General features: G+C 72.3%; 13 protein-coding genes. 5 read left to right on the top strand and 8 right to left on the bottom strand.

All coding sequences use genetic code 11. The features are described 5' to 3' along the window. Positions 1–427: 427 nt before the first annotated feature. Positions 428–910, top strand: a complete 483-nt coding sequence (locus CCN51_RS44095; RefSeq protein WP_055414215.1) for a hypothetical protein — start codon at positions 428–430, stop codon at positions 908–910. Positions 911–1,012: 102 nt separating this feature from the next. Here the strand turns inward: CCN51_RS44095 and CCN51_RS44090 are convergent, their stop codons facing one another. The 8 genes from CCN51_RS44090 to CCN51_RS44065 form a co-directional block, all read right to left on the bottom strand. Further along, entirely contained in the window at positions 1,013–1,630 is a 618-nt protein-coding gene (locus tag CCN51_RS44090) for a Maf family protein (protein ID WP_043487040.1), read from the bottom strand. Between the two features lie 113 nt (positions 1,631–1,743). Continuing rightward, positions 1,744–2,961, bottom strand: coding sequence for an FtsX-like permease family protein (locus CCN51_RS44085; protein ID WP_014177198.1), 1,218 nt, complete (start codon positions 2,959–2,961; stop codon positions 1,744–1,746). Beyond that, positions 2,958–3,674 (bottom strand): ABC transporter ATP-binding protein, encoded by a 717-nt coding sequence (locus tag CCN51_RS44080; protein ID WP_014177197.1) that lies wholly within the window; start codon positions 3,672–3,674, stop codon positions 2,958–2,960. The genes CCN51_RS44085 and CCN51_RS44080 overlap by 4 nt, the downstream gene beginning before the upstream one ends. Beyond that, complete coding sequence (locus tag CCN51_RS58545; RefSeq protein ID WP_245881810.1) at positions 3,671–5,449, bottom strand: hypothetical protein; 1,779 nt, start codon at positions 5,447–5,449, stop codon at positions 3,671–3,673. Before CCN51_RS58545 ends, CCN51_RS44080 begins: the two co-directional genes overlap by 4 nt. A gap of 86 nt (positions 5,450–5,535) precedes the next feature. Continuing rightward, a complete protein-coding gene (locus CCN51_RS44075) occupies positions 5,536–5,997 on the bottom strand; it encodes a hypothetical protein (protein WP_014177194.1) in 462 nt (153 codons plus the stop codon). A 405-nt stretch (positions 5,998–6,402) separates the two neighbouring features. Beyond that, on the bottom strand, positions 6,403–6,534 hold the full coding sequence (gene mmpB, locus CCN51_RS59450) for a morphogenic membrane protein MmpB (RefSeq protein ID WP_014177193.1): 132 nt from the start codon (positions 6,532–6,534) through the stop codon (positions 6,403–6,405). A 167-nt stretch (positions 6,535–6,701) separates the two neighbouring features. Continuing rightward, entirely contained in the window at positions 6,702–6,908 is a 207-nt protein-coding gene (locus CCN51_RS44070; RefSeq protein WP_014177192.1) for an acyl-CoA carboxylase epsilon subunit, read from the bottom strand. Between the two features lie 38 nt (positions 6,909–6,946). After that, on the bottom strand, positions 6,947–8,542 hold the full coding sequence (locus CCN51_RS44065) for an acyl-CoA carboxylase subunit beta (protein ID WP_014177191.1): 1,596 nt from the start codon (positions 8,540–8,542) through the stop codon (positions 6,947–6,949). A gap of 504 nt (positions 8,543–9,046) precedes the next feature. Between CCN51_RS44065 and CCN51_RS44060 the strand changes: the two genes are divergently transcribed. The 4 genes from CCN51_RS44060 to CCN51_RS44045 form a co-directional block, all read left to right on the top strand. After that, positions 9,047–11,071 (top strand): transposase, encoded by a 2,025-nt coding sequence (locus CCN51_RS44060; protein ID WP_238545652.1) that lies wholly within the window; start codon positions 9,047–9,049, stop codon positions 11,069–11,071. Positions 11,072–11,081: 10 nt separating this feature from the next. Beyond that, on the top strand, positions 11,082–11,972 hold the full coding sequence (locus tag CCN51_RS44055) for a biotin--[acetyl-CoA-carboxylase] ligase (RefSeq protein WP_014177189.1): 891 nt from the start codon (positions 11,082–11,084) through the stop codon (positions 11,970–11,972). Positions 11,973–12,178: 206 nt separating this feature from the next. Further along, a complete protein-coding gene (locus tag CCN51_RS44050; protein WP_014177188.1) occupies positions 12,179–13,474 on the top strand; it encodes an adenylate/guanylate cyclase domain-containing protein in 1,296 nt (431 codons plus the stop codon). A gap of 249 nt (positions 13,475–13,723) precedes the next feature. Further along, on the top strand, positions 13,724–15,008 hold a 1,285-nt coding region (locus CCN51_RS44045; RefSeq protein WP_086860853.1), incomplete at its 3' end, for a cytochrome P450 family protein.

Here is a 15,008-nt window from a genome sequence, read left to right as displayed (position 1 = left end):
ACGATTGGCGATGAGCACCTTGCGCACGATGGCTCCCTCCTTGAAACAAGCCGAGTTTAGGTACTGGCGACACCCCAAGCCGAGAAGAACTCGGGCGTGAGGTTGACCACACGGAGCGTGAACCCTGCCGAGAAGAGGCAGCCGAATCCCCCGTCGTTCCACGGTACGCCCGGTTTTTCGGGCCCCAGGGCGGTTCGCGTTGTGGCCGGGTTCACCGGTGGACGGAGCGGCGGTCCGGTGCGTTTCTTTGTGGAATCCCTACGAACGGCGGGCGGAAACTTTGCCGCGGCGTTCCGGTCGTACAAGTGCGTTCACGACCCCTTGCCGGGGGGCTTACCCGTTAGTAGCGTTCGCGATGTCGAACCTTCGACGTCGAACCTTCTCGGAGGGACGGCCCCGAACCGGTGCAGCGGAAGAGGTGGGCGGGGTGGCGCGCAGACCCGTGGCCGTGGTGACGGCCGTGATGCTGATCGTGGAGGCGGCCGGGATAGCGCTGCTCAACTGGATCCTGGGCCTCGTGGTCGACAGACAGCAGATGTCCCTGGCCGGCCTCGACACGGACGCGATGTCGATCGGCACATGGGTCGCGGGCGGGCTCTTCGGCCTCTACCTGCTGCTGTGCGCCCTGGTGCTGCTGCGCGCCGCTGTACGGGACCGCGCCCCCGGGCGTGTGGCCCGCATTCTGCTCATCACCTGCGCGGTGGTGCACGGCCTGGTGGGCGCCTTCGTGGTCGGCCTGGTCGGCTGGACGGCCTTCGCGCTGATGATGGTGATGCTCGGCCTGATCGTGCTGAGTCTCCTGTCGTACGACGAGTCGGCGGGCGCGGCCGAGCCCGACGCCGCCGCCCCGGGCACCACGGGGGCCCGGGGCGCCGCGGGCGGGGACGCGCCGCATCCGGATCCGGTGTGAGGGGCTGACCCGCGGGGCTGCCCCGAGGGGGCTGAGGGCCGCCGGCGTTCTGCCCGTCCGGGGATGCGGCCCGGGGTCACTGCCCGGCGTCACTGCCCGGGGTCACTGCCCGGCGTCGGCCCACAGGTCGGTGATGCTCACGCCCAGCTCGGCCAGGAGCCGGCGCAGCAGCGGCAGGGACAGCCCGATGACGTTGCCCGAGTCGCCCTCGATGCCGTCGACGAAGGGCGCCGAGCGCCCGTCGAGCGTGAACGCGCCCGCCACGTGCAGGGGTTCGCCGGTGGCGACGTACGCCGCGATCTCGGCGTCGGTCGGCTCGCCGAAGTGGACCGTGGTGGAGGCGGTGTCGGAGGTGCGGCGGCCGGTCACCGTGTCGATCAGGCAGTGCCCGGTCCGCAGTACGCCGGAGCGGCCGCGCATGGACTTCCAGCGGGCGGTGGCCTCCTCGGCGTCCGCGGGCTTGCCGAGCGCCTGCCCGTCGAGCTCCAGCACCGAGTCGCAGCCGACGACCAGTGCCCCGGCCGCCTCCGGAAGCGCGGCCACGGCACCCGCCTTGGCCTCGGCCAGTATGCGCGCCAGCTCGGCGGGGGTGTCGGCATCCAGCGCGTCCTCGTCCACGCCGCTGACGATCACCTCGAAGGCCAGCCCGGCCTGGCGCAGCAGGGCCCGGCGGGCGGGGGAGGCGGAGGCGAGGATGAGGGTGCGCTGCGTGTCAGTCATGCGCCCAGGGTAGGCGGCGGCCCGTGCCCCCACCCCGCCCCTTCTCAAACCGGAGGAGGCCCCCTGCCCCCGGCTCGGGACAGCCCCGGCAGGCCGCCGGGGGCGTACCCCCGTCACCACTCGCGGACCGCGTCCGCCGGGGGGAGGCGGGCCGCGCGGTGGGCCGGGAGGTAGGCGCCGAGGACGGTGACGGCGATGGTGAGCAGCAGGACCCCGCAGAGCGCGGTGGCGCCGGGCAGGGGGATTCGGTCCGCCAGGTAGGGGCCGAGGTCGGGGCGGTCGCGCAGGCCGGCGGCGGTCGCGGCCGCGCCTGCCGCACCGAGGGCGGCGCCGAGCGCGGCGCCGCACGCTCCGACGACGGCCATCTCGGTGATCAGCATCGCCAGTACGGACCGGGTGCGGAAGCCGACCGCCTTGAGGATGCCGATCTCGCGCACCCGCTGCCTGGCCAGCGCGCCGGTGACCACCAGCGCGCCGATGAGGGCGAGCAGGCCGAGCACGACGAGGAGGATCCGGCCTGTGGCGCGGATCAGCTTCAGGACCCCGGGCAGCGCGGTCATCTCCTGCTGAAGGCTGGCCGCGGAATAGCCCTTGGCCTGGACGGAGTGGAGCACCTTGCCGACGTGGTCGGCGGAGTCGGCCACGACGGTGATCCGGTCGTAGCCGACCGTGCGTACGTACTGGTCCGCCGGAACACCGGCCTTGGCGGCGGCCCAGCGCACGACCGTGGTGTCGTCGGCGTAGGCCGCGTCCGGGCCGTCCAGCTGCCAGCTGGGCTGGAAGAGGCCGACGACGCGGATGTGCGCGGCGGCCCCCCGGCCCTGGCCGGCGCCTTCGGCGTGGGTGGTCTGGACGGTGATCTTCTTGCCGAGCAGCGCGGAGAGGTCGTTCCCCTGGGCGCGTTCGGGCAGCACGATTTCTCCCGGACGCAGCGGGAAGAGCCCGGAGCGTACGGAGCGGGTGACCGGCGGCTTGAGGGCGGGGCGGGCGGTGGTCGCGTACAGCAGGGCGCCCGGCGCTCCGGGGCCCTTGTAGCCGAAGGAGACCTGGGCGCGCGGCTGTACGGAGGCCACGTGCCGGATGTCCGCGAGCCGGCGCACCGCCGTGCCGGTCAGCGGCTTGGCGCCGTGGCGGCCGGTCAGGCGCTCGACGGTGACGCTGCGGTTGGCGGTGCCTTCCTGGACGCGCCGGTCGGCGGCTTCCTGCGCGCGGCCGGAGACCGCGAAGGCGGTGACGCAGACGGCGACGGCGATGGCCAGCAGGGCGACCAGGCCGACGAAACGCCGCCACATGGAGCGCACGTTGGCGGCGGCGAGGCGGTAGAAGGTCATGGCCGGGCCTCCGGCGATGGGCTGTTATGGGGCTCGGGGATCACGCGGCCGTCGGTCACGCTCAGGACGGTGTCGGCGACGTCCGCGACCGCGGGGCTGTGCGTCACCAGCAGCACGGCCCGCCCCTCGTCGGCGGTCTCGCGGAACAGCCGCAGCATCCGCCGTTCGTTGTCGGCGTCCAGATTGCCGGTGGGTTCGTCGGCCAGCACCGTCCCCGCGCCGTTGACCAGCGCGCGGGCGAGGGCGACGCGCTGCTGCTCCCCGGCGGACAGCTCGCCGGGACGGTGGTCGGCCCGCCCGGCCAGGCCGACCCGGTCCAGCAGCTCCCGCGCGGCGCGGCGGGCGTGGTGCGCGTCGCCGGGGCGGGGGAGCGCGACATTGCGCAGGGCGGAGTGCTGCGGCAGCAGATTGGCGGTCTGGAAGACGAAGCCGATGCGGCGGCGGCGCAGATCGGCGCGTTCGTTGTCGCTCAGCTGCCAGACGTCCCGCTCCTCGATCCGTACGGAGCCGGAGTCGGGAGGCAACAGCAGGCCGAGGATCTGCAGCAGGGTCGTCTTGCCGGAGCCCGAGTGGCCGACCAAGGCGGTGATCCGGCCGGGGGCCGGGCACAGGTCGGCGCCGCGCAGTACATCGACGCGGTGGTCGCGCAGCGCGAAGGACTTGTGGACGGCGCGCGCCTCGGGCGGCTGGGGGAGGGGGTTCACCGGGGTCACCCGTCTGCCTCCTGCCGGTGGTCGGTCTCGGCGGGGTTCTGTTTTCCGCCCTGCGTTCCGTTCTGCTTCGGCTCCTGCGTTCCGTTCTGCTCCTTGAGCTGTTTCTTCAGCTGCCATACGTGCCACGTCGCCTTGAGGTCGCAGCCGCCCTCCGCGTCGGCCTGGTACAGGCTCGGTAGTCGGGGGCAGCCGCGCCGGGCGTCGATGCCGCGGGCCACGGCCTCGCGTAAGGGCGCGTCGGCCTTCCCTCCCGCGAGCAGGTAGGCGCGTACCACCGTGGCGTAGCCGCTGACCGAGCCCAGCCGCTTGGGGTCGGTCGCCCACGGGCGCAGCTGGTGCGCGGTGACCCAGCGGGCCGGGCGCGGCGGCTGGCCGGTGTCGGCGAGCCCGGTGGCGAGGGTGGCGGCGGCGGTGACGCGTTCGGCGTCGTTCAGGGGCCAGGGCGTGGTCCGCGGGGCCTGGGCGGGGGCGCCGGCCCGGTCGCAGGCGAGGGCGGTGCGAGCCCACTTCTCGGCGCTGTGCGCGGTGACCGTACGGGGCACCACCTGGGCCGACCGGCACAGCGCGGACGCGGCGGAGGTGGCCCGCCTGCCCGCGCCCGCGAGGCCGGCGGCCGCGGCGGTGGTCAGCCGGGTGGCGGGGTCGCCCGCCGCGCGGGGGTCGGAGGCCACTTTGCCCAGGGCCTTGGCGAGGCGGTCGTCGTGGGTGGGCTCGCCGGCGAGCCCACGCAGCAGGAGGGCGTAGAAGGAGGCTTCGGGGCTGCCGAGGTAGCCGCCGGGGTCGCGGACCGCGCCGCCGGGCAGGGTGTTCGCCCGGATCCGGTCGCGCGCCTTGTCGAGGGCGGCGGCTGGGGCGCCCGCGGCCTTGGCGACGAAGGTGGCGTAGTAGAGGTCGGGGTAGCTGAAGGTGGCGGCGTTGCGGCTGAGGACGGTGCCCCACACCTCGGGGTCGAGCTCGGCCTTCTGGCCGGCCGACTCCCGCAGCCGGGCGTACTGGTAGGCGTCCAGCAGTGCCTGGTACCGCTCTTTCCCTCCCAGGGAGGTGAATTCGGCGGCCTTCGGCGGGGTGACGGCGGCGAGCCGGGCCGGGACGGGGGCGTTCAGCAGGCGCAAGGCCTGTGCGAGGTCCGCCGACTCGCTCAGGGTGCCCGGGTGTGCCGCGGCCTTGCGCAGCCAGGGCAAGGTGGCCCGCCGGTCGGCCTCGGTGATGCCGCCGTGGGCGCGCAGGATCTCCAGCGCGGTGGCGGTGGCCGCGGCCCGGTAGGCGTTTTTGGCCTGTTGCCCGGCCGGTTCGGTGGGCTGGGAGCGGGCGGCGCGCGGGGGCAGCGGGGTGCGGTACCAGCCGTCGGCGGTGCGCATCCGGCGTACGTCGGCGGCGTCGCGGTCGTTCAGCAGCCCGTCGGCGCCCGACGCGGCGAGCGGGGCCAGCCAGCCGCGTCCCCACAGCGGGGAGGAGCCCAGCGCATCCTGGCGGAGGAATTCCGCGGTCTTGTGGTTCAGGTCGAGCCGGGGCGGGGTGCCCAGGAGCGCGCGGGTGCGCTGGGCGTAGGCATTGTCCTGTGGCCCGGTGGGCTCCTCGCGCAGGAAGGGCGGGTAGTACAGCTGGTTCTGAGCGCTGATCAGGATTGACAGCTCTTCGGTCACCGGCCGGCGCTCGCCGCTGTCGGACGCGGCCGACTGGCAGCCCGCCAGCAGGGCGGCGGCCAGTGCGACGGCCAGTGCGCCGGCGGTGAGCGCGGCCGAGCGGCGCGGCGGCGAGGACATGCGGAAGCTCATGGCGGCGTCGCAACTCTCCGATGTGGGTACGGGGAAAGGGCTGCCGGGCCGGATGACGGCCGGCCCGGCAGTCGGCCGGCCGTGGGTCAGAAGGCCCCGGCGTACACGCACTTCTCCGACACGAAGATGTCGGGCGTGACCTGGCCTGAGCCGCAGCTACGGGTCGAGACGTAGACCGTCGACCAACTGGGGTCCATGGTTCCGCTGTTGTCCGCGATCCAGGCGTTGTTGTTGGTCCAGGTGACCTGGCCCATGGACTCGCTGACCATGGTCAGCGTTGCCTTGGGCTCCTTGGAGATCTCGATGGACACGTTGGGACCGTGGGCCTCCAGCTCCGTGCGGTTGTTGATCCATATGGCGTTGGCCGGGCTGTTGCCCAGCAGCTTGGCAGAGGCGGTCCAGTCACAGGTGTCCCAGTAGGTCGCGCAGTGCCAGGCGTTGACCTCCCACAGGTCGCCGCCCGGGATCCGCCACTGGCTGGACGCGCTGGTGGCGCCGGCTGGCGAGGTGACCAGCACGACGGCCGCCACGGCGGCTGCGGCGCTCACTGCCGCTCTCGTGATTCTCAGGGATTTGCGCACGATGCACACTCCTCGGTCGAGGCCCTTTCGGGGCAGAACAGACACGAGAGTCATGTGCATTTTGAGCCCCCCGTGCCGCTTGTAACCGTATTGCTCGGTATACGGCACGCGAAAGTAGCTACAACACATACGACCTGATGTCAGCTCATAGGTCCGGAGCATGCGATGTGTTCAGCTGTGTCCGTCGGTGGCCGTTGTGGTGAACGCGTGGCCGCGACCAGGGATCTTCACAGACGGTGATCGTGTGCTGGGTCGAACGAGTTGAGAGGGGCCGGTGACTGTTTGGGAGGGGTTGTGATCAATTGAAGCCCAGTTCGAACAGCCTCGGCCGCCGGTCACGGACCGGGGCCGGCCGCCGGTCACCGCAGCAGATCACGGCCGCAGGCTCAGCAGCACCATCAGGGTCAGGGTCGCCACCGCGAGCACCGTGCCCGCGCGGCGGAGCATGTCCTGGGCCCGCCGCAGCTCCTCCGGCGGCTCATCGGGCGGATCGGACCACAGCATGCACTCGATCCTGCGCCATCCCATGGCCGTGGCGCCTGAGTACGCGTACTCAGGCGCCGCGGGCGGAAGGGACTATTTTCGCGAAAAGGTGCAGTCGCGAAAAAGGTGCAGTTGCGAAAAAGGTGCCGCCGCGAAAGCGATGACTTGGTGAGGCCGCGAGGGCCGCCTCAGCTCGGCCAGTACGTCGTACGCCACGCCCGCGGCCCCGGGTGTGGCACCCGGCGGGCGGGGACGGTGCGGGCCGGGTCGGACCACTCCGGTGGTGTGCCCTCGCCCTGCGCGGCGGCCGCAGAGGCCGCCGCGCGCGCTTGGACCACCGCGAGCGCGGCGGCCAGCTCCTCTGGGGTGGGATTGCCCCGTACGATCTTGATCATGGAAACAGCCCTTCCTGGGGAGGGATGGGGGATGTTGCCTACAGCGGGATGTTGCCGTGCTTCTTGGGGGGCAGGCTCTCGCGCTTGTTACGGAGCGAGCGCAGGCCCCGGACGATATGGCGGCGGGTGTCGGACGGCATGATCACCGCGTCGACGTAGCCGCGCTCGGCGGCGATGTACGGGTTGAGGAGCATGTCCTCGTAGTCGGCGATCAGCTCGGCGCGGGTCGCCTCGGGGTCGTCGGCGGCCGCGATGGTCCGCCGGTGCAGGATGTTGACCGCGCCCTGGGCGCCCATGACCGCGATCTGGGCGGTCGGCCAGGCCAGGTTGAGGTCCGCGCCCAGGTGCTTGGAGCCCATGACGTCGTACGCGCCGCCGAAGGCCTTGCGGGTGATGACCGTGATCAGCGGGACGGTCGCCTCCGCGTAGGCGTAGATCAGCTTGGCGCCGCGCCGGATGATGCCGTTGTACTCCTGGTCGGTGCCGGGCAGGAAGCCGGGCACGTCCACGAAGGTCAGGACCGGGACGTTGAAGGCGTCGCAGGTGCGCACGAAGCGGGCGGCCTTCTCGGAGGCGTCGATGTCGAGGCAGCCCGCGAACTGCAGCGGCTGGTTGGCGACGATGCCCACCGGGTGGCCCTCGACCCGTCCGAAGCCGGTGATGATGTTCGGCGCGAAGAGCGGCTGGGTCTCCAGGAACTCGCCGTCGTCCAGGACGTGCTCGATCGCCTTGTGCATGTCGTACGGCTGGTTCGCCGAGTCCGGGATCAGCTCGTCCAGCTCCCGGTCCTCGTCGCTGACCTCCAGGTCGGCGTCGTCGGGGAAGGCCGGGGGCTCGGAGAGGTTGTTGGACGGGAGGTAGGACAGCAGCGCCTTGACGTACTCGAAGGCGTCCTTCTCGTCGGCGGCCATGTAGTGGGCGACGCCCGAGGTGGTGTTGTGCGTACGGGCGCCGCCCAGCGCCTCGAAACCCACGTCCTCGCCGGTGACCGTCTTGATCACATCCGGTCCGGTGATGAACATATGCGAGGTCTGGTCGACCATCACCGTGAAGTCGGTGATCGCGGGGGAGTAGACGGCCCCGCCCGCGCAGGGCCCGACGATCAGGCTGATCTGCGGGATGACACCCGATGCGTGAACGTTTCGCCGGAAAATCTCGGCGAACAGGCCGAGCGCGACCACGCCCTCCTGGATCCGGGCGCCGCCGCCGTCGTTGATGCCGATGATCGGACAGCCGGTCTTCAGGGCGAAGTCCATGACCTTGACGATCTTCTCGCCGTAGACCTCGCCGAGCGAGCCGCCGAAGATCGTGAAGTCCTGGGAGTAGACGCAGACCGGACGGCCGTCCACCGTGCCGTAGCCGGTCACCACGCCGTCGCCGTACGGGCGGTTCTTCTCGATCCCGAAGTTGGTCGAGCGGTGCCGCGCGAACTCGTCGAGTTCGGTGAACGAGCCCTCGTCGAGGAGCAGGCCGATCCGCTCGCGCGCGGTCAGCTTGCCCTTGGCGTGCTGCTTCTCCACCGCTCGCGCCGAGCCCGCGTGCGTGGCCTCGTCAATGCGGCGCTGGAGATCCGCGAGCTTGCCCGCGGTGGTGTGACGATCGGGAATCTCGGAGGAGATCTCAGGCTCGGACATCGGGATGCGGCTCCTGCTCGTCCTCGGGGGCTTATTGGATCAGGCCCTGAAACGGGGGTTGGCGGGCGGGACAAGGGTGCTTGCGCCGGCTGGGCTACTGGCTCGTAGCGTATCGGCGGGACTGCATGTGGGCACTGCGTCGTTGGCCACACCTCCCTGCCCCGGTATCCGCTGTCACCGGATGGGCGGGTGACCCCGGCCGTGGTCGGGGCGGCGGTGCAACACCGGGTGATCAGCGTCTTCATCCACGGACTGGACCAGCCTGCCCGGGCTCCGGTTCGGCACTCGGACAGGAGGCCGGACGAAGAGGCATACATCAGACCGTAACCCGAACTGACGAACCGGTGTTATGCCTGACGCTGCACGTTGGCCTGGGAGGAGGGGACAGTGATGTTGCCGCAGCAGTCTGGTCCTGGTCCTGGTCCTGGTCCTCGGGAGGGTCGGCGGTTTCGAGGGCCGAACCGGGCCGAGCCGTGGCGGCGGGAGGAGGACGCTGCGGTGTCGATGATCCGACTGCCGCTGGTCGTCGACGACCCGGCCACCCGGCACCGGGTGGAGTTGCTGTTTGCGGCGGTGTGGCAGGTCAAGCAGACCCTGCAACGCGACGCGCGGGCGGTGGTGGATGCCTACTGGTCCGGTGAGGTGCGCCGCGCGAGCGATCCGAAGGCATGGCGGGCCGAGCTGGGCATGTCGCGTACCGGGCTGGAGCGCCGGGCGTCTGCGCATGTGGAACGCTCGGTCTGGCTGCGCGATCATGTTTCCAAGGCGCTGGCGATGCACCAGGCGGATGAGGTGTGGGCTGGGGTGGCTCGGCACCTGCACCCCGACGCCGCCGGGTGGCGGGCCGGACGCCCCAGACCCGGGACGTGGTGGGAGTACACCCGCATCCCCGGCCGGGCCCGCTCCCACACCAAAGACCGCACCTGGGAAACCTTCCGCCTGCACGGGACCCTGGCCGGTCACCTCGACACCTTCCGGCACCCGGCCCTTCCCGGTCACATCACCACCCTTGTGCAGGCGACGGCGCTGCCCCCGGGCACCCCGGTGCTGGCCCAGCCCCGTCGGATGCCTGCGCCGCCCCGCCCCACCGGCCGCATCCCCACCGGCACCGCAGACGACCGAGGGCGTCCCCGCACCCGGGCGGCGAGCTGGTACGATCACACAGGAGCGCTGGCCGTGGTCTTCGCCGGCGGCCCGAGCAGCCGCGACGGGGACCTGATCCTGCCGGTGCGGCTGCCTCAGGGGGCCGGGCGGTGGCCCTACCTGGCGCACTACCTGGACCGCCCGGAACTGTGGCACAAGGTCGACCTGGTCCGCCGCCGCGACGCCGCCGCCCCCGGCGGCTGGACGTATGAGGCCCACCTGCTGGTCCTCACTCCCGGATACGTCTCCCCGGCCACCCGCGCACGCCGCGAGCAGGCCGCCGCCCTGGGCAGGGTCGGCGGGGTGGACGGCAATGTCTCCAACCTCGCTGTGGTCTCCTTCCCCGCCACCGGCGACCCCACCGACGGGGACGTCCGCGCCGACAAGATCACCCTCACCGATGCCGAGCGGCACACACTGACCGTGCAGCGCCGCAAAGCCAAAGGTCGCCAGCGTGCCCTGGACCGCTCCCGCCGCACCACCAACCCGCACCAGTACGGCCCCTCCCGGCGTCAGCATGCCCGCGATGAGCGCCGGCGCATCGCAGGGCTACCGCCCAGGACTACCGCCACCCCGGCCGGGCCCCGCTGCACAACCACCGCCGGAACACCCGCCCAGGCATACCGTCGCGATCAGCTCAGCAACAGCTATCGCACTCTGCGGGCCCGGCACGCGATGGGCGCCGCCGGTGAGGCCGAAGCCAGAGACCACCGGGCGCGGCGGATCGCCGCCGCCGTGGTCGCCGACCATGGCCCGCACCTGGCCGTCGAGGACTGCGACATCCGCACCTGGTTCCGCCTGTGGGGCAGAGCCTGCACCGCCACCACCCCCGGCCGCCTCATCACCGCGCTGGCCGCCGAATGCCAAGCCGCCGGCGGACGCCTGCACCGGGCCTCCACCTTCACCACCGCCCTGTCCCAGCACTGCCTGTGCGGCGCCCGTGTCCCCAAGTCCCTGCGCGAACGGGTCCACCACTGCGACAGCGCGGGCGGTGGCTGCGGGCTGCGCGGGGACCGGGACCTGGTCTCAGCGGCACTGGCCGCCTTCACCGCCCTCACCGACCCCGACGACCCCACCACCGCCCGCCTGGACCACGATCGCGCCCGGGCCGCCCAGATCCTCTTCACCCCAGGGCTGCAAGAAGCCCTGTCCGAGTCAACCGCACCGAAGTCCGCACCTTCTGGCCGGACCCACGCGGCAGCCCACGGCCCCGGGACACACCTCCCCGGGCAACGGGCCTCTGCTCGGCGAAACGCGGGAACCCGCGCCGTGGCAACCCCGGATGAGACCCGACCCGCAACCAAGCGGCCCAAGGCCCACGCCGGAACGACACGACCGCACCCCGCACTACCCCGAACATCAATACCAATACGGGATAGCTCTTAGGCTGACTCGCATGAAGCCTCCTTCTGACACCCCGGGGAGCCCGGGAACCCCGGGCGGCCCCGGCGGCCGCTGGTCCGATCTGGAACGTCCCCCGCTGGTCGCCACCGCGCTGCGGCGCGCGCTGGTGCGTCCCGGCAGGCTGTGGACCGAGCTCGACGTGGTGCAGGCGACCGGCTCGACCAACACCGACCTGGTCACCCGGGCGGTCGCCGGGGCCCCGGAGGGCGCGGTGCTCATCGCCGAGGAGCAGACCGCCGGGCGCGGCCGGCTGGACCGCACCTGGACCGCCCCGCCCCGCTCCGGGCTGTTCTTCTCGGTGCTGCTGCGGCCGGGCGCCGCCGGGGTGCCCACCGAGCGGTGGGGGTGGCTGCCGCTGCTCGCCGGGGTCGCCGCCGCCGGGGCGCTCTCCCGGACGGCGGGCGTGGACACCGCGCTGAAGTGGCCCAATGACCTGCTGGTGACGGTCGGCGGGGAGGAGCGGAAGTTCGGCGGGATCCTGGCCGAGCGGACCGGCGACGCGGTGGTCATCGGCGTCGGCCTGAACATCTCGCTGCACGCCGACGAGCTGCCCGTGCCCACGGCCGGGTCGCTGGCGCTCGCGGGCGCCGTCTCCACCGACCGGGACCCGCTGCTGCGCGCGGTGCTGCGGTCGATCGAGGAGTGGTACGGGGAGTGGCGCCGGTTCGAGGGCGACCCCGGGCCGTGCGGGCTGCAGGAGACGTACGCGGCCGGGTGCGCCACCCTGGGCCGTAGGGTGCGCGCCGAACTGCCCGGCGGCGGGGAGCGCGTCGGCGAGGCCGTCGCGATCGACGGCGACGGGCGGTTGGTGCTCGCCACGGAGGGCGGCGTACAGGAGCCGGTCTCCGCCGGGGACATCGTGCATCTGCGCCCCGCGTCATAGCTCCTCGGGTAGCCGGAAAGCAGAGATCGCGAGAATTTTTGCGCCCCTGAGCAAAGAGTTTTCCCAGCTTCGCAGGGGAGAGTGAGCTAGGGCACACCTGACGTATCGTTGTGGCGGTCCGCCCAGTTCGGGGCGGCCGTGGGCCGGAACCGAACCGGAAGAGGGAACGGAAGGGCAGTGCGCAGGGATCGGACAGGGGGCCGCCGGTGACCGCCGACGACATGGATTCCGGCGCGGCTCCGGAGGCCGGGGCCCGGGACGCGGTCGGCGACGAGGCGACGGTCGACGAGGCGATGGCCGGCGAGGCGATGGCCGGCGGGGAGACCACGGCCGGCGAGCGGGCGGCTTCCGGCGAGCGGGCGGTCGTCGACGAGGCCACCGCGGTCGATGAAGACACCGCGGCCGGCGAGGACATCGCGGCCGGCGAGGACATCGCGGTCGGTGCCGGTGAGATCGAGCTCGACCCGCTCTCGCTACGGCTCGAGCAGCTGATCCTCGGGGCCGAGCGGCAGTACACCCCCTTCCAGGCGGCCCGCAGCGCAGGGGTGTCCGTGGAGCTGGCCACCCGCTTCTGGCGGGCCATGGGCTTCGCCGACATCGGCCAGGCCAAGGCGCTCACCGAGGCCGACGTGCTGGCGCTGCGGCGGCTGGCCGGTCTGGTGGAGGCCGGGCTGCTGAGCGAGCCGATGGCCATCCAGGTGGCGCGGTCGACGGGACAGACCACGGCCCGACTGGCCGACTGGCAGATCGACTCCTTCCTGGAAGGGCTCACCGAGCCGCATGAGACCGGGATGACGCGCACCGAGATCGCCTACCCGCTGGTGGAGCTGTTGCTGCCGGAGCTGGAGGAGTTCCTGGTCTACGTCTACCGGCGGCAGCTGGCGGCCGCGACCGGCCGCGTGGTGCAGGCGGCGGACGACGCGGAGATGGTCGACCGGCGGCTGGCGGTGGGCTTCGCGGACCTGGTGAGCTTCACCCGGCTGACCCGGCGGCTGGAGGAGGAGGAGCTCGGCGAGCTGGTCGAGGCGTTCGAGACCACGGCCGCCGACCTGGTGGCCGCGCACGGCGGGCGGCTGATCAAGACCCTGGGCGACGAGGTGCTGTACGCGGCGGACGACGCGAGCATCGCCGCCGAGATCGGACTGCGGCTGATCGAGACGCTGACCCACGACGAGACGATGCCCGAGCTGCGGGTCGGGATGGCCTTCGGCACCGTTACGACCAGGATGGGCGACGTCTTCGGGACGACGGTGAACCTGGCCAGCCGGCTGACCTCCATAGCCCCCAAGAACGCGGTCCTGGTGGACGGCGCGTTCGCGGAGGAGCTGGGGCGGCTGCGGGCGGCCCCGGTGTCGGAGGCCCAGGCCGCAGAGGAGGCGGCCGCCGCGGAGAAGGAGGGCGAGGAGCCGCCCTCGTACCGCTTCGCCCTCCAGCCCACCTGGCAGCGGCCGGTGCGTGGGCTGGGGGTCGTGGAGCCCTGGCTGCTGACCCGGCGGGGCTGAGCCGGAGGGGCTGAGCCGGAGGGGCTGTGCCGGGACTGCCGGACGCCGCTCGTGGTTCCGAGTACTAAGGTTCTGCGTACTCCTGTGCGCAGTTCCTGTGCCTGTTCGTGGAAGGCCGGGGTGCATCCCGTCCGTCTCGCGCTAGCCTACCTGCGCGCGATGGGAGTGGATCTTGGCGATCCCCCGCGAGCCCTGAGCTCGATGCCCTCGCGCTGTCGGCCTGCACCGAAGACAGAAGCCAGGAGCACTGTGAGCCAGCCTTACGAATCGGTCGCCCAGCCGACTGCCGTTCCCCCGCCAGGCTGCCCGGCGCACGCCGGCGGCACCGGCACCGGCACCGGCACCGGAGCCGAGCCGCTTTACACGCCCGAGTTCTTCCAGGATCCGTACGCCGTCTACAAGCGGCTGCGCGAGACCCACGGCCCGCTCGCGCCGGTGGAGATCGAGCCGGGCGTCACGGCCGTGCTGTGCGTCGGTTACGAGACGGCGCTGGAGATCATGCGGCGGCCCGAGACGTTCTCCAAGGACGCGCGGAACTGGCGGGCGATGACTGAGGGCCGGGTGCCCGAGGCCACCCACGCCGCACAGCTGATCAAGCCCCGGGCCCAGGCCGGCTGGGTGGACGGGGAGGCGCACCGGCGGCTGCGCAGCGCCATCGACGACAGCATGAGCCGGATCGACCTGGGGGCGCTGCGCGGCTATGTGGAGCGCATAGCCGACTCGCTGATCGACCAGTTCGCCGCCGCGGGCGAGGCCGATCTGATCCCCGAATACTGCCAGCTGGTGTCGATGTTGGCGGTCGGCGAGTTGTTCGGCTGCCCGAAGGACATCGCGGACCGGCTGTTCGCGGCCATGGCGGGGCTGCTGGACGGGCGGGACCCGATGGCCGCGGCCCAGGAGATCGATGCGACGATGCGGGCCCTGATCGAGCTCAAGCGGAGGGAGCCGGGGCCGGACGTCACCTCCTGGCTGATCGCCCACCCGGCGCGGCTGAACGACGAGGAGATGGTCGAGCAGCTGCTGCTGATGATGGGCATGGGCAGCGAACCGGTGCCCAGCCTGATCAGCAACGCCCTGCGGGTGCTGCTGACCGATGAGCGTTTCGCGGGGGACCTGGCGGGCGGGGGCATGCTCGTCGAGGACGCCCTGGACGAGGTGTTGTGGACCGACCCGCCGCTGTCAAATCTGGCGGTGCACTTCCCGCTGCGGGACGTCACGGTCAGCGGGACCCGGCTGCGCGCGGGCGAGCCCGTGATCATCAGCTTCGCCGGCGGCAACCAGGATGCGCTCGACTCCTCCCAGCACAAGCAGGGGAACCGGGCCCACCTGGCCTTCAGCGCCGGGCCGCACACCTGCTCCGGCCGCAACCAGGGGCGGCTGATCGCGACCGCGGCCATCGAGAAGCTGCTGGACCGGATCCCGGACATCGAGCTCGCCGTCGACGCCGAGAAGCTGGAGTGGCGCCCGGGGATGTACCAACGCGGGCTGACCGCGCTCCCGGTGCGGTTCGCGCCCGTAGGCGAGCTGTCAAAGA

It is taken from the genome of Streptomyces milbemycinicus, from assembly GCF_002154605.1.
Taxonomy (GTDB): domain Bacteria; phylum Actinomycetota; class Actinomycetes; order Streptomycetales; family Streptomycetaceae; genus Streptomyces; species Streptomyces milbemycinicus.
Note: the sequence above shows the minus strand (reverse complement) of the source record. Positions and strands in the feature narration are given on the sequence as shown.